The sequence below is a fragment of the Pseudazoarcus pumilus genome, from assembly GCF_002872475.1.
Classification (GTDB): domain Bacteria; phylum Pseudomonadota; class Gammaproteobacteria; order Burkholderiales; family Rhodocyclaceae; genus Pseudazoarcus; species Pseudazoarcus pumilus.
This window is the reverse complement of the sequence record NZ_CP025682.1, coordinates 856982-875705: the sequence shown is the minus strand read 5'-3', so window position 1 is coordinate 875705 and position 18724 is coordinate 856982. Positions and strand designations below refer to the sequence as shown.

Genomic DNA, 18724 nt, shown 5'->3' with positions numbered 1-18724 from the left:
CCTTGGCCTCCCGTCCTGCGCCCGGACGCACTACACTGCTGCCATGGATACCCGAACCGAACGCGATTCGATGGGCGAGGTCGCCGTGCCGGCCGAGTGCTACTGGGGCGCGCAGACCCAGCGCTCGCTGACCAACTTCGAGATCGGCCGTGAGAACCATCGCATGCCGCGCGCCCTGGTGCGCGCCTTCGGCCTGCTCAAGCTCGCCGCCGCACGTGCCAATGCCGAGCTCGGCGAACTCGATGGCGAACTGGCGCGCCTGATCGAGGCGGCCGCCGACGAAGTGGCCGGCGGCGCGCTCGACGAGCACTTCCCGCTGGTGGTATTCCAGACGGGCAGCGGCACGCAGAGCAACATGAACGCCAACGAGGTGATCGCCAACCGCGCCAACGAGCTGGCCGGCGAGCCGCGCGGCACCAAGTCGCCCGTGCATCCGAACGACCACGTCAATCGCGGCCAGTCCTCCAACGACACCTTCCCCACCGCGATGCACGTGGCCATCGTGCTCGAACTGCACGCACGCCTGTATCCGCCGGTCACCGCACTGCGCGACACGCTGGCGGCCAAGGCCCGCGAGTTCGAGGATGTGGTCAAGAGCGGGCGCACCCATCTGATGGATGCCACGCCGGTCACGCTGGGACAGGAGATCGGCGCCTGGGTGGCACAGATCGACGCGGCTCTGGCCAACCTGCGTCACGCCGAGCAGGCACTGCTCGATCTGGCCATCGGCGGCACGGCCGTAGGCACCGGCCTGAACGCCCATCCGCGCTTCGGCGCAGCCTGCGCGCGCGAACTTGCCGCGCTCACCGGTCATGATTTCCGCTCGGCGCAAAACCGCTTCGCGCAACTGGCCGCGCACGACGCGCTGGTGGGGGTGAGCACCGCACTGCGCACGCTCGCCGGCGCACTGTTCAAGATGGCCAACGACGTTCGCTGGCTCGCATCGGGGCCGCGTACCGGCATCGCCGAACTCGCCATCCCGGAGAACGAACCGGGCAGTTCCATCATGCCCGGGAAGGTCAACCCCACCCAGGCCGAGGCGCTGACCATGGTGTGTGCCCGCGTGTTCGGCAACGACGCCACCGTGGCCTTCGCCGGCACGCAGGGCAACTTCCAGCTCAACGTCTACAAGCCGGTGATGGCTCATGGCGTACTCGAAAGCCTGCAGTTGCTCGGTGACGCCGCTGCGAGCTTCGACGCACACTGCGCGCGCGGGCTGGAGCCGGACCGTACGCGCATCGCCGAACTGCTGGCACGCAATCTGATGCTGGTCACCGCACTCAATCGCCACATCGGCTACGACCGCGCCGCCGAGATCGCCAAGAAGGCCCACAAGGACGGCACGACACTCAGGGACGCCGCGCTCGCGCTCGGGTACGTATCGGCCGAGGATTTCGACCGCTGGGTCGACGCACTGACAATGACGCGCCCCGACGCCGAATGAGCGCGGCCATCGACTGGGACAGCCCCGATCTGGTCGCGCTGCGTGCGGCCATGCTGCGTTTCGCGCGCATCAGCCTGCGTGACGCAGCCGCCGCCGAGGACATGGTGCAGGAGGCCCTGCTCGCCGCCATGCAGGCTGCTGCGGGCTTCGATGGACGCTCCACCCTCAAGACATGGATGTTCTCCATCCTGCGCCACAAGATCGTCGATCACATCCGCAAGAGCAGTCGTGAAGTCTCGCGCTGCGACCTCGTCGCCGACGCCGAAGAGGACGATGCCCACCTGGACGCGATCTTCGGCAAGAAGACGCCCTGGAGCGACGCCCACTGGACCGAAGAAGACCGCCCCGCCGAATGGCCGGAGCCAGAGTCCGCGCTCGAACAGAAGCAGTTCTGGGACGTCTTCGACGCTTGCGTGCATCGTCTGCCGGAGAACCTCTCGCGCGTGTTCCTGATGCGTGAACTGCTCGATCTGGATACGTCCGAGATCTGCACCGAACTGGGCATTTCCACCAACAACTGCTGGGTCATCCTGCACCGCGCCCGCACCCGGCTTCGCGGCTGTCTGGAGCACAACTGGTTCGACGAGGACGCCCCGCCATGCTGACCTGCCGAGACATCACCCGCCTGCAGTCCGAGAGCAATGAGCGCGAACTGACTGCCCGCGAGCGCATGGAACTGCGCATGCACACTCTGGTCTGCCGCGGCTGCCGCCGCTACGGCAAGCAGATCGACTTCATCCGCCGCGCGGCCCGCGCCGTGCGTGAAGGCGATACCGAGTAGGGCTATTTCGCGAACAGCTGCGTCTCGCGGTTGCGAAAGGCCTTGAATTCGAGCGCGTTGCCGCTCGGGTCCTTGAAGAACATGGTCTTTTGCTCACCGGGTTTGCCAGCGAAGCGCAGATAGGGCTCGATCTCGAACTTCACTCCGGCCTGGCGCACGCGCTCGGACAGCGCCTCGAAATCCTCCCAGTCGAGCACGATGCCGAAGTGCGGCACCGGCACGTGGTGGCCGTCGACCGGGTTGTGGTGGGCTTCTTCGCGCTCCGGCGAGAGGTGAGCGACGATCTGGTGACCGTAGAAATCGAAGTCGATCCACTCGTCGCTGCTGCGCCCCTCCGGACAGCCCAGCACGTCGCCGTAGAAGGTACGCGCAGCGGCCAGATCGGTGACCGGAAAGGCGAGGTGAAACGGGGCGAGGCTCATCGGAAATCTCCTGGAGTGTCAATGTCCCGCAGTATAGAAAAGGTCGCGACAACCGACAGTCCGTAGCTTCACGCACCCGCGACACGCGACCAGTACGAGACGTGCGCATCCGAGTGCCCCGGCCAGTTGGCCAGAAAGACACGCTGCCAGGCTGCCGCGTCGAAGGCCAGCGGCAAGGCATCGATGTACACGCCCTCGCGCACCACGCCGGTCAGCGTCGCATGCGGGCTCGCGCGCGTCGAAATGCGCGTGACGCGCCCGCGCGCATCGCCCGGCGCGTTGCCCATGCCGGCCGCGCCGTTGTTGACGACAATGCCATCGCCGAACACGCGCAGCCCGGCCGTACAGGTGTGGCTGCTGGCGAACACCTCGACGCGGGCGCGGGCGAAGCAGGCCTCGATCCAGTCGCGGCTGGCCGGGTCGTCCAGTTCAACCGGGTCGAAACGCCAGCCGGCGAGCGAGTCGGCATCGCCATGCACGACGCCCACCGTCAGCGCCCCGATGCGCCAGCGCATGAACATCGGCAGCCGGTCCAACGCGGCGAGGAGGTCCGGATGGCGAGCGGCAGTGGCCTTGAGGCGCGCGTGGATGCGGTTGGAGCGTTCGACCGTATCCGTGGCGACCGAATCCGGATAGGCGCAGCCGCAGCCGGCCTCATTGCCCGCCGCGCCCAGTTCGGCCTCGACGTTGCCGAGGATGGCCGTATGCGAGAGCACCCGCCGGTTGATCGCGGCAAAGCCCGCATCATCGACGTCGAACCAGTTGAAGTCACCGTTGAATACGATGCGCACCGGCCCCGGCTCCATCGCCGCCAGCGCCTCGACGGCATCGAGCGCGAAGGGGTTGCCGTACAGGCCGCCGACCACGTACAGCGTCTCGGCCGCGTGCTCGGGTGCGGCGGCCAGCGCCTCGGCCCCGTAGCGGTAGCGCAGCGGGCAGACCCGCCCCGCTTCGCTCACTGGGCCACCCGCCGACGGCTGGCCAGCGCGAAGGCGATGAAGCCGATGGCGAGAATCACCACCGTCACCACCAGCAGCTTGGAATAGCTGTGCGTCACACCGGTGAGATCGCCGATCCACGTGATGCGCTTGGAGTTCTCCAGGAAATACAAAGCCGCGCCACCGACCGCGGCGGCGAAGGTCAGCAGGAAGGCCCAGGGCCTCACGTCGCGGTCGAGCAGGATGGAATACACGATGACCGGCGTGAGGAACAGCGAGGCGGTGCCGCTGACCGCCACCGCCGCGAACAGGTCGTCGCTGCCGAGAAACACCAGCGCCAGCCCGCCGAGCGCGAACAACAGCATGGCCACGCGGCCGGCCTTGGTGCGTCCGCCGCCCAGGCCCATGTCGACGACCGCCAGCTTGGCCGCGCTGGAGAAGGTCGAATCCATCGTCGAGGCGGCCGAGATCACCAGCGCGGCGGCCAGCACCAGCATCGCGGTGTCACCCATCAGGCGCGCGAGTGTGACCAGCAGCACCTCGTCGCCGGCACGCTCGAGCCCGGCGAATACCCCCAGCGCACCGAAGGCGAGAATGCACAGCACGGAAATCCAGAAGGCGTGCAGAAAGCTGCGCCGGGTGGTGTCGCGGTCGGCGATGAAGCCGCGGTCCATCATCACCGGGTCGTGCATCGGGTAGCTCAGCACCTGCAGCAGGGCCACCACCAGCAATACCCAGCCGGGCGAGGTGAAGTCCGGGCTGCTGGCCAGTGCGGCCGCGCCGTCGAAGGCCGGATGCACCAGCATCATCGCGAACAGCACCACCAGCAGCACGGCGAGGATGACCATCTGCAGCACGTCGGTGCGCAGCGAGGCGCGCAGGCCGCCGTTCATCGAATAGGCCAGCGTCACGCCGGCCACGGCGAGGATGGACCAGGTGTAGGCCGAAGTGCCGGCCACACCGAACACGATGCCGACCACCAGCAGGTTGGCGAAGACTTCGGTGAGCAGGCGCATCGCGAGCAGAAAATTGAAGCAGGCGTTGCCCAGCCTCCCGTAGCGCGCCTGCAGGAAGGATTGCATGTTGCCCACGCCATGACGGAATCGCAGGCGGTCGACGATCAGCCAGCCGGTCAGGAAGGAGCCGTAGTAGGCGGCGTAGGCCAGCACCCCGGCGATGCCGAAGAAGTAGCCGAGAATCGCCGCATTCATCAGCGAGCGCGCGAAGATCCAGGTCGTGACCTGGGAGAGCGTCAGCGTCCACACATCCGGCGCCGCGCCCGTCGGTCCGGCGCCACGGAAGAATCCGTCGGCGGCCGTCGCCCGCGGCGCGATGAGCACGCTGACCAGGGCCAGGGCCAGCAGACCCGCGCTCAGCACCGCAATATCCACTCCTGCCATGTACGTCTCTCCTCGTCTTCAGGCTGCAGTCACGGCACGAGCCGCAGGTCACCGAACCAGGTCGTGACCCGCTCGCCGGTGTTGTCTGTATCGGCGCCGACCGCGATGCCGGCCACCGGCGGCGCCGGTTCGCCGAACAGGCGCTCGAAATCCGCCGCCAGATCGCGCTCGATGCTGTGCCATTGCCCCGCGCCCGCCTCACCGCTGTCGATGACGAGCATGCGCACGCGGTCGGTGTAGGGGTTGGGGCCAGCCTCTCCCGGTTGCTGCGCCGTGCCCCACACATAGGCGATCGCCGCCGCCGGCAGCTCGACGTCGTGGAAGGTGCGCGCCAGCGAGATCTTGAGCCGGTCGCCGAAGCCGAGCTTGTCCACCGGATAGTCGAACAACACGTACACGCGCGCGGCGTAGTCGTCGCCGTCCTTGCGCGTGAAGTCCGACCCGACCACCGGGTTCGACACCTTCCAGCGCCACGCCAGCCGTCCGGCCGCGACCGGCGTCTCGAAGCCATGCAGCCACGTCGAGGCGGCCGCATTCGACTCGATGCGCAGCACGGTCGCGCCATCGTCCGCGACCAGCGCGAAATCGTTGGCGCGCTCGACCTTGGGAGGGGTCTGATGCACCCATGGCGCCGGCGGCTCTACACCGGGCCGTGCCGACGAGAACGGCGTGATGCCGTTGGCGAACACTGACACACTCGCCAGAACGAGCATCAACATGGGTACGACCCTGGAACAAACTGCGGACATCGCGCGACTCCATGACGGAACATGCGTTGGTCGGCCGAACGTCGCGGCCCTTACACACTCTCACTGCGCACCCACCATTGCCTGCGCGATGTGTAAGGATTGCACACGCCGGCCCGACCAAGCCGCAACCGACGACACACGGAGTCCCGCATGCACGCCACCCTTCCCCTGCTCCAGGCCACCGAATTCCCGGCCATCCGGCGCCGCACGCTCACCACGCTGCAGGTCAATCTCGGCTACAAGTGCAACCAGACCTGTGTGCATTGCCACGTCAACGCCGGCCCCAAGCGTACCGAGATGATGGACGACGAGACGCTGGCGCTGATTCCGCGCGTGCTGACGGCGCGACGGCTCACCACGCTCGATCTCACCGGTGGCGCGCCGGAACTGAACGAGGGCTTTCGCGATCTCGTCGTCGCCGCGCGACGCCTGGGCGTGCGCGTGATCGACCGCTGCAACCTCACGATCCTGTCCGAACCCGGCCATGAAGACCTCGCGGATTTCCTGGCCGAACACCAGGTCGAGGTCACCGCCTCGCTGCCCTGCTACTCCGCAGAAAATGTCGACAAGCAGCGCGGCGACGGCGTGTTCGAGCGCAGCATCGCCGGCCTGCAGCGGCTCAACGCGCTCGGCTACGGGCGCGACGGCGAGCGTGTGCTCAACCTCGTCTACAACCCCCAGGGGGCGAGCCTGCCGCCGGACCAGGTGAAGTTGCAGGCCGACTACAAGCGCGAACTGTTCGAACACTTCGGCATCGAGTTCGACGCGCTCTACGCGATCGCCAACATGCCCATCCAGCGCTTCGGCAGCATGCTGATCTCCAAGGGGCAGTTCAACGACTACATGCGCCTGCTCAAGGACAGCTATTCGGCCGCCAATCTCGACGGCGTGATGTGCCGCGATCAGGTCAGCGTGGACTGGCAGGGCTTCCTCTACGACTGCGACTTCAACCAGCAACTGGGACTCGCCCTGCCCGGAACGGGCAGACCGCATCTTCGCGACCTGCTGCACGCTGACCTGCAAGGCCAGCCCATCCGGGTGGCCGACCATTGCTACGGCTGCACGGCGGGCCAGGGTTCGAGTTGCGGCGGCGCCCTGTGAGGGCACTACGATGAAAAAACTCTTCCTCGTCGGCGTCATCCTCGCGGTCGTCGTCGCCTTCTTCGCGCTCGATCTCGACCGGCACTTCACGCTGGACGCGCTCAAGCAGGGTCAGGCCGAGTTCGTCGCGCTCTACGAGGCGCATCCGATGTCGGTGCTCGGTGCCTACTTCGCGGCCTACGTCGTGATGGCGGCGCTGTCGCTGCCGGGGGCGGCCATCATGACGATTGCCGCCGGCACGCTGTTCGGGCTGGTCACCGGCACGATACTGGTGTCGTTCGCGTCGAGCATCGGCGCCACGCTGGCCTTTCTCGCCTCGCGCTTTTTGCTGCGCGACTGGGTACAGAACCGCTTCGGCGACCGGCTCGGGGCGATCAATCGCGGGGTCGAGCGCGAAGGCGCGTTCTACCTGTTTACGCTGCGTCTGGTGCCGGTCTTCCCGTTCTTCCTGATCAACCTGCTGATGGGGCTCACCCCGCTGAAGACGCGCACCTTCTACTGGGTCAGCCAGGTCGGCATGCTCGTCGGCACAGCCGTCTATGTGAATGCCGGCACGCAGATCGGGCGTATCGAATCGCTGGGAGACATCGTATCGCCCACGCTGCTCGCCTCGTTCGCACTGCTCGGTGTGTTTCCCCTCATCGCGCGGCGCATCGTCGACTTCGTCAAACGGCGCCGCGTCTATGCGCAGTGGCAACGCCCGGCGCGCTTCGACCGCAACCTGATCGTGATCGGCGCAGGCGCCGGCGGACTGGTGTCGGCCTACATCGCTGCCGCAGTCAAGGCCAAGGTCACGCTGATCGAGGCCCACCACATGGGGGGAGATTGCCTGAACACCGGCTGCGTGCCGAGCAAGGCGCTGATCCGCAGCGCCAAGGCCGCCCACCAGATGCGCCACGCCGAAGACTATGGCCTGCAGGCGGCCGAACCGAAGTTCGACTTCCGCGCCGTGATGGCGCGCGTACATGAAAAGATCCGCGCGATCGAACCGCACGACAGCGTCGAGCGCTACACCGATCTGGGCGTCGAGGTCCTGCGGGGGTATGCGAAGCTGATCGATCCCTGGACGGTCGAGATCGCGCTCAATGACGGTGGGCGTCAGCGGCTCACGGCGCGCGCCATCGTGCTCGCCACCGGCGCCTCGCCCATTGTGCCGGACATCCCCGGCATCGAGGACTCGGGCTATGTGACCAGCGACACGGCATGGGAGCGTTTCGCCGAACTCGACGAAGTGCCGCAGCGACTGGTGGTGCTCGGCGGCGGACCCATCGGCTGCGAACTGGCGCACGCCTTCGTCCGGCTCGGCTCCCAGGTCGTGCAGGTGCAGCACGGGCCGCGCCTGATGCCGCGTGAAGACGAAGAGGTCTCGACCTGCGTGCAAGCCGCGCTCGAAGCCGACGGCGTCGAGGTGCTGACCGGGCGCGAGGCGGTGAGCGTCGAGCGCGAAGGCGGACGCCGCATGCTCGTGGTGCAGGGCGAGGCGGGCGTGCGGCGCATCGCCTTCGACGCCCTGCTGGTCGCCGTCGGCCGCAAGGCACGGCTCACCGGCTACGGGCTCGAGGCGCTGGGCATTCCGGCCGAGCGCACCATCCACACCAACGAGTATCTGGAAACGCTGTATCCCAACATCTACGCCGTCGGCGACGTCGCCGGACCCTACCAGTTCACGCACACAGCCGCGCACATGGCCTGGTACGCGGCGGTCAACGGCCTGTTCGGGCAGTTCAAGCGCTTCCGCATCGACTGGTCGGTGGTGCCGCACGTCACCTTCGTCGATCCGGAGGTCGCGCGCGTAGGCATCAACGAGGCCGAGGCGCGCGAACGCGGCATCCCGTTCGAGGTGACGCGCTACGGCCTCGACGACCTGGACCGCGCCATCACCGACAGCGCCGACCACGGCTTCGTCAAGGTGCTGACCGCGCCCGGCAAGGACCGCATTCTCGGCGTGACCATCGTCGGCGAACACGCCGGGGAACTGCTCGCCGAGTACGTGCTGGCGATGAAGCATGGCCTGGGCCTGAACAAGATTCTCGGCACGATCCACACCTATCCGACCATGGCCGAGGCCAACAAGTACGCGGCCGGCGAATGGAAGCGCGCACACGCACCGCAGACCCTGCTCGGCTGGCTCGCGCGCTACCACCGCTGGCGCCTGGGCCCGGTCGACTCTAGCCCGCACGCGACCCAGCGCATCGAGCCGGAAGCCTGAGACATGCGCCTGTCGGTCGTGATCCCGGTGCTGAACGAGGCCGAGCGCCTGCCGGCCCTGCTCGCGTCGCTGACAGCCATGAACGCACAGGTCATCGTCGTCGACGGCGGCAGTGCCGACGGCTCGGCCGACATCGCGCGCGCGGCCGGCGTCGCGGTGTTCGACTCGCCCCCCGGCCGGGCCCGCCAGATGAACGCGGGTGCGACCCGGGCAACCGGCGATGCCCTGCTGTTCCTGCACGCCGACACCGTGTTGCCGGCCGGCGCTGATCGCCTGATCGGTGCCGCGCTGGCCGACGGCCGCCACGTCTGGGGCCGCTTCGATGTGCTCATCGAGGGCCGGCCGGCAATGCTGCGTGTGGTCGCGATGATGATGAATCTGCGCTCGCGCGCCAGCGGCATCGCCACCGGCGATCAGGCGATGTTCATGAGCCGCGCGGCCTTCGACGCGGCGGGCGGCTTCCCCGAGCAACCGCTGATGGAGGACATCGAAATGTCGCGCCGTCTGCTCGCGCAATCGCGCCCGGCCTGCCTGCGCCCGCCGGCGCGCACCTCGGGGCGACGCTGGGAGAACCGCGGTGTGTGGCACACCATCGCGCTGATGTGGCGCCTGCGCTGGGACTACTGGCGCGGCGTGCCGGCCACGCAACTCGCACAGCGCTACAAGTGAACAGCTGTCGCATCATCGTCTTCGCCAAGGCGCCGCTGCCGGGTCGGGTCAAGACGCGCCTGATCCCGGCGCTGGGCGCCGACGGCGCGGCCGCGCTCGCGCGCGAGATGCTCGAACGCACGCTCGCCGCGGCGCTCGACGCCGGGCTCGGCCCGGTCGAACTGTGCGGCGACCCGTCGCCCGACGATGCGCCCTGGGCCGATGTGGTGCTGCCCGCCGGCATCGAGCGCTCGGCCCAGGGCGCGGGCGATCTGGGCGTGCGCATGAGTCGCGCCGCGCAGCGCGCACTTGCTCGCGGCGAGCGAGTGCTCGTCGTCGGCACCGACTGCGCCCAGATGAGCGCCGCCCTGCTCCGACAGGCGGCGGGCATGCTCGATGGGGCCGAGGTCGTGATCGGCCCGGTGGCCGACGGCGGCTACGCGCTGATCGGACTGAGCCGTCACGACGAGCGCCTGTTTCGCGACATTGCATGGAGCACGCCCACGGTCGCGGCGACGACGCGCGAACGCGCCGCCACGCTGGGCTGGCGACTGGCGCAGACGCGCACGCTGCACGACATCGACACGCCCGAAGATCTGCGCCACTGGAAGACGCGCCCATGAAAGAGCCGCTTACAAAGCATGCGTGCATATGCCGGGCGTCGGCGCACAATCGGGGCATCTATCCATCTAGGGGGAACAACAACATGAAAAATGCCGCAATCGTCATCGCCCTGCTCGCCGCCGTCGCCGCCGGCTGCCAGAACAACCCCTATCGTGGCGACAACGCCCGCACTGCGACGGGTGCGACCGTCGGCGCCGGCGCCGGCGCCGTGCTCGGCGCAGGGGTTTCGGGCAGCAGCGACCGTGGCAAGGGTGCGCTGATCGGCGCTGCTGTGGGCGCCACCGTGGGCGGCCTGATCGGTCGCCAGATGGACAAGCAGGAAGCCGAACTGCGCCGCGACATGCAGGGCACCGGCGTGGACGTGGTGCGCGACGGCGACACCATCCGCCTGGACGCGCCCGACAGCATCACCTTCGACACCGACCGCGCCTACGTGAAGCCGCAGTTCGTCCCGGTACTCGACCGCATCGCTTCGAGCATCGGCAGCTATCCGAACACCGTGGTGCGTGTCGAGGGCCACACCGACTCGACCGGCTCGGCCGCCTACAACCAGCGCCTGTCGGAGAACCGCGCGCGGAGCGTGGCGAGTCACCTGATCCAGCGCGGCGTCTCGCCCGCGCGCATCTCGCAGGCCGGCTACGGCTTCAACCGTCCGATCGCCGACAACGCCACGCCGCAGGGTCGCGCGCAAAACCGCCGTGTCGAGGTGCTGATCATTCCGCAGGCGCAGTAAGACCCGCAGGACTCACGCGAAACACCCTCAGCAGCGCCCCGTCCCCGGCCTCTTCAGGCCATTCGAACACCGCCTCGACGACCCGCCCGGGTCCATCGAGGTGGGGTTCGTCACGTGACTTGTAACCGAAGGCGACCAGCACGGGACGCCGCGGATTTTCAAGGATTGCCGCGAGGCTCTCCGGAGAATGCCAGCGTCGCAGGGTGCCCAGCGCCATCTGGAAGGTCACCGGCGTACCGTAGTGCTCCAAGGCCTCGGCATCGAGTCCGCTGCGCTCGAAGGCCTGGGCTGCATCGCGCACCGACTCCGAGATATCGGTGTTTTCGGCGCGACCGCCCCACGCGACGTGATACTGCGCGAACAAGCCCGCCAGCACGACGGCGACCACCACCCACACCGCCACCGCGAAGCGCCTCACGCCGACGCGCTCGCCCAGGCGCGACATCTCGCGCCCGGCGAGCAGTGCGCAGGCCGGCCACAGCGGCAGCAAGAGGTCGGGACGATGGTGAGCGGCGAGTGAGAACATCAGCAGACCGGCCAGCACCCAGCACGTCAGAAAACGTTCGATGCGGCGCTCGGCCACATGCGTGGCCGGATGCCGGAAGACCCGCCACAGCGCGTAGAAGAAAAACAGCGAAAACGGGAAGAAGCGCGCCAGCAGGAACAGCGTAGGCTTGGGCAGATTCTCGCCCGGCGTGGTGTCGCGATGAACACCGGTAGCATGACCGAGCAGTTCCTGCTTGAGCATCTTGTCGATCAGATCCTGCCCCTGTTCGATCCACGCCGCGAGGAACCAGGCCAGCGTGATCACCAGGAAGGCGAGCACGCCGGGCAGGTGCGAGCCGCGCGGCAGCGGTGTGTCCGGGTCGCTGCGACGTTCCCACCACACGGCGAGCAGGCCCGACGCGGCCAGCACCAGCGCCAGCGGCCCCTTGGTCAGGGTGGCCAGCGCGCCGGCGATCCAGAACAGCGTCCACCCCCGCCAGTCTCCGTCCGGCCTCTCCCAGGCGCGCAGTGCGGCGCAGGCGCCAACCAGGATCAGCAGCGCGAACAGCGCGTCCGAGCGCACCAGCGCGACGTGCTTGGACATCAGCGGCGCCATCACCACCGCGAGACCGGCCAGCCCACCGGCGAGCAGGCCGAAGCGCCGCCGCCCCAGTTCGAATACCAGCAAGGCCATGGCGAGCACGGCAAGCAGCGACGGCAGGCTCATCGCCAGACGGTCGACGCCGAAGAGCGCGGCGAACGGCGCGATAGTCCATGAATGCAGCGGCGGCTTGGACAGGATGCGACCCTGGATGTCGTGCTGGGCGAGCCAGTTGCCGCCCCACATCATGTCCATCACGTAGCCGATATTGCGATGCTGGGCATAGCCCTCGAGGTCACTCGGGCCGCTGATGCGGATCAGGAACACCAGCAGGCACAACAGGACGATCAGCACACCCCAGCCGCGCGATGTCGCTGGCCAGACCCTCATCGCGCGCCCTCATTGCGCCGGCGGAGCAAGGCGAAGACGAACAGCAAGAGCACGATGAGCGCGGCCGCCACGAGCTGGACCGCGCCTTGCCACGCCACCTCGTCGGCGATGCCGGCCCCCAGAAGAACCGCGACCACGCCCTGCGGCAGAAAGCCAAGCAGCGTGCCGAGCACGAAGGCACGAGAGCGCACGCGGCTCATCGCCAGCGCCAGATTGATGACCAGGTTGCTCACCGGCAGGCAGCGCACCAGTGCGACCGACAACGCGGTCGGTCGGGTGCCGACGATGCGCGCGAACAAACGGTGTCCGCCGAAACGCCGACGCAGCCAGTCACGGCCGCCCCAGCGGGCGATGCGGAAGACCAGCCACGAGGCAATCAGGCTCGCCACCAGCGCCAGGGCGAGGCCGGACCAGAAGCCGAAGGCGAAACCGCCCAGCGCGTAGAACAGCAGCCGCGGCGTGCCCGCCATCATCAGCGCGATGGTCACGCCGACGAACCACAGCGCGGCCTCGCCGTCGCCACCGGCCATCAGTTCGTAGAGCGCCGGCCAGTCACGCACGCGCTCGCCGGCGGGCGTGAACTCGAGCAGCACGAACAGCATCACCGCAATGCCGATCAGGATCAGCAGCTTGCGCGTACCTGCTCGCGCAGCGCGCTGCAATTCGGCCTGAAACGCCGGATCCAGCGACGACGATGGAGAACGCTGCTCCGCCGTGGCGGGCGACGGTTTGGAGATTTCCTCGCCCTTCATCCGTCCTCCCGCTCGATGCGCTCGGCACGCACCGCGCGACGCGCATACCAGCGCACACCGAAGCAGTCGCGAATACCGCGCCACAAACGATTGCCCACACCGTATTTCGACACGCCGGTGCGGCGCTCGCGGTGATTGACCTCATGCTCGACCACGCTGAAACCCTGAGCGCGCAGCAGCGTCGGCAGGAAGCGGTGCATGCCGTTGAACACCGGCACCTCGGCCAGCGCGGTGCGGCGCACCACGCGCACCCCACAGCCGCTGTCGGTGACGCGATCACCCGTGATCCAGTCACGGAAGCGATTGGCCACGCGAGACGATAACCTGCGCACGAGGTTGTCGCGCCGCCGCCGGCGCACACCGGTGACGCAGTCTGCACCTTCCGCGATCGCGCGCTCGAGCATCGCCGGCAGGTCGGCCGGGTCGTTCTGCCCGTCGCCGTCGAGCGTCGCCACCCACTGGCCGCGCGCAGCATGAAAGCCGCTCGCCACCGCCGCGCTCTGGCCGCAGTTCATTCGATGAAAAACCGGGTGCAAGGCAGGATGACCGAGCGCGCGCAGCGTCTGGGCAGTGCCGTCGACACTGGCGTCGTCGACGACGACGATCTCGAAGCCACCCGCGACGTCAGTCAGCGCCGCGGCGATTTCGGCCACCAACGTGCCGACGTTGTCGACTTCGTTGAAGGCGGGAATCACGACGCTCAAAAACGGAACGGCCGCCCCACGGGGGGTGGCCGCTCGGCCGGCATTGGAGTCGTATGCGTGGGCGGTTTCGGTGGTCACATGCGGCTCACGGAGTTGGCGGCGAATCCCGATCGGCAAGCTGCCGGCCGGACGACGTGCGAGTATGCTCGCGCCACAATCAATCAAACATCAAGCCCGGACGTTATTATAGGCGCAACCGCATACCGGCCAGAACCCGAACCCATGCCCCTGCCGTTCGACGAACACCCGCTGCGCCATACGCTCAGCAACGAAGTCCACGCGCGCCCGCCGGTGCCGATGCACTCGCCCGAGGCCGTGACCTACCTGGCCTTCGTGCACCACGATGGCAGCGCCGGACGCGAGCCGCGTCACATCGCCGAGCTGGCTGCACAACTGGGCCTCCCGGCGCCGGACTGCGAGTCCGGCCACGTCTTCCTCGACGCCGGCGAGTTGCGCTTCAAGTGGGAACGGCACAACGAATTCTCGAGCTATACCTTCTTCCGCCGCGGCGAGGCCGGCGAGTTGCGCGACGACCATGCGCTGCTGGCCATTCCCGCGGCCTGGCGCAACGCGATTCCCGGTCAGTTGCTGGTGGCGACCCACGTCGTCGTGCGCCCGTCCGACGAGCTCGACCCAGAGCAGCTCGTGGCGCAGCATCTGGCCGGCACCGCACAGATGGTGGTGTCCAAGCTCTCGCACGGCGCGGGCTGGGTGTTTACCGATTTTCACATCGGCGAGGACGGCTTCTCGCGCTTTCTGCTCGTCAGCCAGTCGCTGACCCCGCGTCAGACCGGGCGCAGCGTGCAGCGCCTGCTCGAGATCGAGACCTACCGCGTGATCGGCCTGCTCGCATTCCCGGTCGCCAAGCAGGTCGCGCGCCTGCTCTCGCGCGCCGAGGACGAGCTGGCCGATCTGGTGCGCCGCATGGGACGCGCCGAAACCCACGAAGGCGAACAGCGCGTGCTCGGGCGGCTCACGCGACTGGCCGCCGACGTCGAGCAGTCGGTGGCGACCACCACCTACCGCTTCGGCGCCGGCGCGGCCTACTGGGCGATGGTGAAGCTGCGCATCGACGAATTGCGCGAGATCCGCGTGACCGGCTTTCCGACCCTGCGCGAGTTCATGGAGCGGCGCCTGCAGCCGGCGATGGACACCTGCGAGACCATCGCCCGCCGCCAGGAGGATCTGTCCGACCGCATCGCACGCAACGCGCTGCTGCTGCGCACGCGCGTCGAAGTCGAACTCGAGCGCCAGAATCAGCAACTGCTCGAACAGATGAACCGGCGCGCCCGCCTGCAGCTGCGCCTGCAGGAGACCGTCGAAGGGCTGTCGGTCGCGGCCATCACCTACTACGGTTCGCAGCTCGTGCACTATCTCGCCAAGGGCCTGGGCGAGCGCATCGCGCCGCTCACGGCCGAGACGGTCACGGCGGTGGCGATCCCGGTCATCGCCGTGCTGGTCTACACCGGCATGCGGCGCATGCGCCGCCGCCTGGCCGCCGAGGAGAAGCACGGCGGCTGATCGCCCGCGCTGCGGGCGGCGCGTATAATCGCCGGATTTCCCCGACCGGAGTTTTCCCGCCGTGGCCACCCCGATGTACGAATCCACGATCGAAAGCCTGCCGCTCGTCGCACGCGGCAAGGTGCGCGACATCTACGCCGTCGACTCCGACCGCCTGCTCATCGTCACCACCGATCGGCTCTCGGCCTTCGACGTGGTCCTGCCCGACCCGATCCCCGACAAGGGCCGCGTGCTCACCGCCACCTCGGCCTTCTGGTTCGAGCGGCTCGCGCGCATCGTGCCCAACCAGCTCACCGGCATCGACCCCGAATCCGTCGTCGCCGAAAACGAGCGCGAGCAGGTGCGCGATCGCGCGCTGGTGGTCAAGCGCCTCGTGCCGCTGCCCATCGAGGCGGTGGTGCGCGGCTATCTCGCCGGCTCGGGCTGGAAGGACTATCAGGCCACGGGTGCGGTGTGCGGCATCGAACTGCCGCCGGGCCTGCAGCAGGCCACCCAGTTCCCGATCCCGCTGTTCACGCCGGCCACCAAGGCCGAGGTGGGCGACCACGACGAGAACATTTCCATCGAACAGGCTTGCGCGGCCTGCGACAAGGCGCTCGCCGGCGCACTCGAAGGCACCGGCAGGACCGGCACGCAACTGGCGGAGCAGGCCCGCGTGGCAGCCATCGCGCTGTACATGGAAGCGGCCTTCCACGCGCGCAAGCAGGGCATCATCATCGCCGACACCAAGTTCGAATTCGGCATCGACGCCGCGGGCACGCTGCATCTCATCGACGAGGCGCTCACGCCGGATTCGTCGCGCTTCTGGCCGGCCGACAGCTACCAGGTCGGCATCAATCCGCCGTCCTTCGACAAGCAGTTCGTGCGCGACTACCTCGAGACCCTGGACTGGGACAAGACGCCGCCGGCGCCGCATCTGCCGCCCGAGGTCATCGAAAAGACCGCCGCCAAGTACCGCGAGGCCTACGAGCGCCTGACCGGCAAGACGCTCGACTGAGTCGCGCGCGATGACGGGCGCTACCGGCCGCAATCTCGCCCTGGCGGTGGTGATCGCGGCCTACATGCTGTCCTTCTTCCACCGCTTCGCGCCGGCCGGTGTGGCGCAGGATCTGGCCAGCGCGTTCGGCACCACGGCCGCCTCGCTGGGCGTGCTCGCGGCGACCTATTTCTACGTCTATGCGCTGGTGCAGATTCCCACCGGCATCCTCGTCGACACGGTCGGGCCGCGCCACACGCTGCTCGGCGGCGGCCTGCTTGCCGCGGCCGGCAGTGCGCTGTTCGCGCTCGCACCCGATCTGAGCGTGGCGATGATCGGGCGCACCGTCACCGGTCTGGGCGTGGCGGTGGTCTTCGTCGCGATGCTCAAGCTCATCGCGCTGTGGTACCCGGAGAACCGCTTCGCCAGCATGGTCGGCCTGGCGATGCTGCTCGGCAACGCCGGCTCGATGCTCGCCGGCACGCCGCTGGCGGCCCTGTCGGCGGCGACTTCGTGGCGCACGGCCTTTCTCGCCACCGCCGCAATCTCGCTCGCGCTGGTCGTGGCCACCTGGTTCCTGGTGCGCGAGGCACCGCGCGAGGGACGCCCGCGCTTCGACCGCACGGCGATTCTCGAAGGCCTGCTGACGGTGCTCCGGAATCGGCTGACCTGGCCGGCGGTCTTCGTCAATTTCGGCCTGTGCGGCAGTTTCTTCGCCTTCGGCGGGCTGTGGGCCACGCCGTATCTGATGTCGGTGCATGAACTGTCGCGTATCGACGCCGCCAACCACATCTCGCTGCTGTTCGCCGGCTTCGCCTGCGGCTGCCTGGCCATCGGCACGCTCTCCGACCGCATCGGCCGACGCAAGCCGGTGCTGGTCGCCACCGGTGCGGCCTGTGTGGCGATCTGGCTGGTGTGGCTGTCGGGCGTGCGCATGCCGCTCGCCGCCAGTCTTGTGCTGTTCGCACTGATGGGTGTGACCACGGCGGCCTTCACGCTGTCCTGGGCCTGCGTCAAGGAGGTCAATCCGCCCCACCTGTCGGGCATGAGTACCAGCGTCGTCAACATGGGCGGCTTCGTCTCGGCCTCGATCCTGCAACCGGTGGTCGGACTGATCATGGACCACGGCTGGGACGGCACCACCGTGGCCGGCGTGCGCCAGTACGTCCCCGACACCTTCACGCCGGCACTGGCGCTGCTTGTCGCCGTCGCCGTCAGCGGCGTGATCGCGGGTTCGCTGCTGCGCGAGACGCGCTGCCGCAACGTGTGGCGCCCTGCCTGATCTGCGCGTTTTCCGACCCCTGCAATTGCCATTGCACGTTCTATGCTGAGAGCGAGGGCCATCGCCCTCGCTCCGACCTTCACGTACGCAGGAGGATCGCATGGACAAGCCGCTGCACTCACTGGACCACCATTTCCATCTGCCCGACATCCGACGCGTCGAACCGGCACACGTACTGCTCTGGCTGCGACAGGGCTGGCAGGACATGCGCGACAGCCTCGTCGCCAGCCTCGCCTACGGCGTGGTGTTCGCACTCGCCGGCGCCTTCATCCTGGCCTCGACGATGGACCGGCCGTATCTGTTCACGGCCGCCATTTCCGGCTTCCTGCTGATCGGGCCGCTGGCGGCGGCCGGTCTGTACGAAATCTCGCGCCGTCACGACGCGGGCGAGGCGACCGGCTTCTTCGCGTCGCTCGGCGGCCTGCGCGGACACGCCGACCAGCTCGCCTTCTTCGGCTCCTTCCTCGCTTTCGCACTGATCGCCTGGGAGCGCCTGTCGGCGATCCTGTTCGCGCTGTTCTATGACGGCAGCGTTTCCGGCGTCGGCGGCTTCGCCAGCGAAGTGCTGCTGTCAACCGCGTATCTGGACTTCGTTGCCATCTATGTCCTGATCGGCGGCGCCGTCGCCGCGCTGGTGTTCTCGCTTTCGGTAGTGGCCGTCCCGATGCTGATGGATCGCGACAGCGACATCGTCACCGCGACGATGACGAGCATGCGCGCCGTGGCTGCCAATCAGAAAGCGATGGCGCTGTGGGCGGCGATCATCGTCGGCCTCGTGGCGATCGGCTTCGCCACGCTGATGATCGGCATGATCGTGGTGCTGCCGTTGCTCGGCCACGCCACCTGGCACGCCTACCGCGATCTGGTCGAATAGCCGCGCGCCGCGGCGCGAACGCTACAATGTCCGTCGAACCGCCGCCGCACGCGACGGTCCGATGGACATCGTCTTTTTTCGACCCGAGG

19 protein-coding genes are annotated in these 18724 nt (G+C 68.2%); 12 read left to right on the top strand and 7 right to left on the bottom strand.

Features of this window, described 5'->3' with window-relative positions; translation table 11 throughout:
• The first annotated feature begins 43 nt into the window (after positions 1-43).
• Genes fumC through C0099_RS04170 form a run of 3 tightly spaced genes read left to right on the top strand, consistent with a single transcriptional unit; the run spans position 44 to position 2225 of the window.
• Positions 44-1444 (top strand): class II fumarate hydratase, encoded by a 1401-nt coding sequence (gene fumC / locus C0099_RS04180; protein WP_102246279.1) that lies wholly within the window; start codon positions 44-46, stop codon positions 1442-1444.
• On the top strand, positions 1441-2049 hold the full coding sequence (locus C0099_RS04175; protein WP_102246278.1) for a sigma-70 family RNA polymerase sigma factor: 609 nt from the start codon (positions 1441-1443) through the stop codon (positions 2047-2049). Before fumC ends, C0099_RS04175 begins: the two co-directional genes overlap by 4 nt.
• Complete coding sequence (locus C0099_RS04170) at positions 2043-2225, top strand: anti-sigma factor family protein (RefSeq protein ID WP_102246277.1); 183 nt, start codon at positions 2043-2045, stop codon at positions 2223-2225. The genes C0099_RS04175 and C0099_RS04170 overlap by 7 nt, the downstream gene beginning before the upstream one ends.
• Positions 2226-2227: 2 nt before the next feature.
• Here the strand turns inward: C0099_RS04170 and C0099_RS04165 are convergent, their stop codons facing one another.
• The 4 genes from C0099_RS04165 to C0099_RS04150 all read right to left on the bottom strand — a co-directional run bounded on the left by C0099_RS04165 (position 2228) and on the right by C0099_RS04150 (position 5704).
• Positions 2228-2647 (bottom strand): VOC family protein, encoded by a 420-nt coding sequence (locus C0099_RS04165; RefSeq protein ID WP_102246276.1) that lies wholly within the window; start codon positions 2645-2647, stop codon positions 2228-2230.
• Between the two features lie 68 nt (positions 2648-2715).
• Positions 2716-3606 carry a hypothetical protein gene (locus C0099_RS04160; RefSeq protein WP_102246275.1) on the bottom strand — a complete coding sequence of 297 codons (891 nt, stop codon included), beginning with the start codon at positions 3604-3606 and terminating at the stop codon, positions 2716-2718.
• Positions 3603-4985, bottom strand: coding sequence for an SLC5/6 family protein (locus C0099_RS04155; protein WP_102246274.1), 1383 nt, complete (start codon positions 4983-4985; stop codon positions 3603-3605). Before C0099_RS04155 ends, C0099_RS04160 begins: the two co-directional genes overlap by 4 nt.
• 29 nt (positions 4986-5014) lie before the next feature.
• A complete protein-coding gene (locus C0099_RS04150) occupies positions 5015-5704 on the bottom strand; it encodes a DUF3047 domain-containing protein (RefSeq protein ID WP_164084873.1) in 690 nt (229 codons plus the stop codon).
• Between the two features lie 180 nt (positions 5705-5884).
• Here C0099_RS04150 and arsS point away from each other — a divergent pair, with 180 nt between their 5' ends.
• The 5 genes from arsS (at position 5885) to C0099_RS04125 (ending at position 11049) form a co-directional block, all read left to right on the top strand.
• The gene (gene arsS / locus C0099_RS04145) at positions 5885-6835 is read left to right on the top strand and encodes an arsenosugar biosynthesis radical SAM (seleno)protein ArsS (RefSeq protein ID WP_102246272.1); all 951 of its coding nucleotides are present in this window, start codon (positions 5885-5887) and stop codon (positions 6833-6835) included.
• A gap of 10 nt (positions 6836-6845) precedes the next feature.
• Positions 6846-9044 (top strand): FAD-dependent oxidoreductase, encoded by a 2199-nt coding sequence (locus C0099_RS04140; RefSeq protein WP_102246271.1) that lies wholly within the window; start codon positions 6846-6848, stop codon positions 9042-9044.
• Between the two features lie 3 nt (positions 9045-9047).
• Positions 9048-9713 (top strand): TIGR04283 family arsenosugar biosynthesis glycosyltransferase, encoded by a 666-nt coding sequence (locus C0099_RS04135; protein WP_102246270.1) that lies wholly within the window; start codon positions 9048-9050, stop codon positions 9711-9713.
• On the top strand, positions 9710-10315 hold the full coding sequence (locus tag C0099_RS04130; protein WP_102246269.1) for a TIGR04282 family arsenosugar biosynthesis glycosyltransferase: 606 nt from the start codon (positions 9710-9712) through the stop codon (positions 10313-10315). The genes C0099_RS04135 and C0099_RS04130 overlap by 4 nt, the downstream gene beginning before the upstream one ends.
• Before the next feature lie 83 nt (positions 10316-10398).
• Positions 10399-11049 (top strand): OmpA family protein, encoded by a 651-nt coding sequence (locus tag C0099_RS04125; RefSeq protein ID WP_102246268.1) that lies wholly within the window; start codon positions 10399-10401, stop codon positions 11047-11049.
• Here the strand turns inward: C0099_RS04125 and C0099_RS04120 are convergent.
• Genes C0099_RS04120 through C0099_RS04110 form a run of 3 tightly spaced genes read right to left on the bottom strand, consistent with a single transcriptional unit; the run spans position 11030 to position 14060 of the window.
• Complete coding sequence (locus C0099_RS04120; protein ID WP_102246267.1) at positions 11030-12526, bottom strand: ArnT family glycosyltransferase; 1497 nt, start codon at positions 12524-12526, stop codon at positions 11030-11032. The genes C0099_RS04125 and C0099_RS04120 overlap by 20 nt on opposite strands.
• Entirely contained in the window at positions 12523-13278 is a 756-nt protein-coding gene (locus C0099_RS04115) for a TVP38/TMEM64 family protein (protein WP_102246266.1), read from the bottom strand. Before C0099_RS04115 ends, C0099_RS04120 begins: the two co-directional genes overlap by 4 nt.
• Positions 13275-14060 (bottom strand): glycosyltransferase family 2 protein, encoded by a 786-nt coding sequence (locus C0099_RS04110; RefSeq protein ID WP_199797651.1) that lies wholly within the window; start codon positions 14058-14060, stop codon positions 13275-13277. Before C0099_RS04110 ends, C0099_RS04115 begins: the two co-directional genes overlap by 4 nt.
• A 144-nt stretch (positions 14061-14204) precedes the next feature.
• Between C0099_RS04110 and C0099_RS04105 the strand changes: the two genes are divergently transcribed.
• The 4 genes from C0099_RS04105 (at position 14205) to C0099_RS04090 (ending at position 18635) form a co-directional block, all read left to right on the top strand.
• Positions 14205-15503 (top strand): DUF3422 family protein, encoded by a 1299-nt coding sequence (locus C0099_RS04105; RefSeq protein ID WP_102246264.1) that lies wholly within the window; start codon positions 14205-14207, stop codon positions 15501-15503.
• 61 nt (positions 15504-15564) lie between these two features.
• Positions 15565-16500, top strand: coding sequence for a phosphoribosylaminoimidazolesuccinocarboxamide synthase (locus C0099_RS04100; protein WP_102246263.1), 936 nt, complete (start codon positions 15565-15567; stop codon positions 16498-16500).
• Positions 16501-16510: 10 nt separating this feature from the next.
• Positions 16511-17761, top strand: coding sequence for an MFS transporter (locus C0099_RS04095; protein WP_102246262.1), 1251 nt, complete (start codon positions 16511-16513; stop codon positions 17759-17761).
• Between the two features lie 100 nt (positions 17762-17861).
• Positions 17862-18635 (top strand): DUF2189 domain-containing protein, encoded by a 774-nt coding sequence (locus C0099_RS04090; RefSeq protein ID WP_102246261.1) that lies wholly within the window; start codon positions 17862-17864, stop codon positions 18633-18635.
• Positions 18636-18724 lie beyond the last annotated feature (89 nt).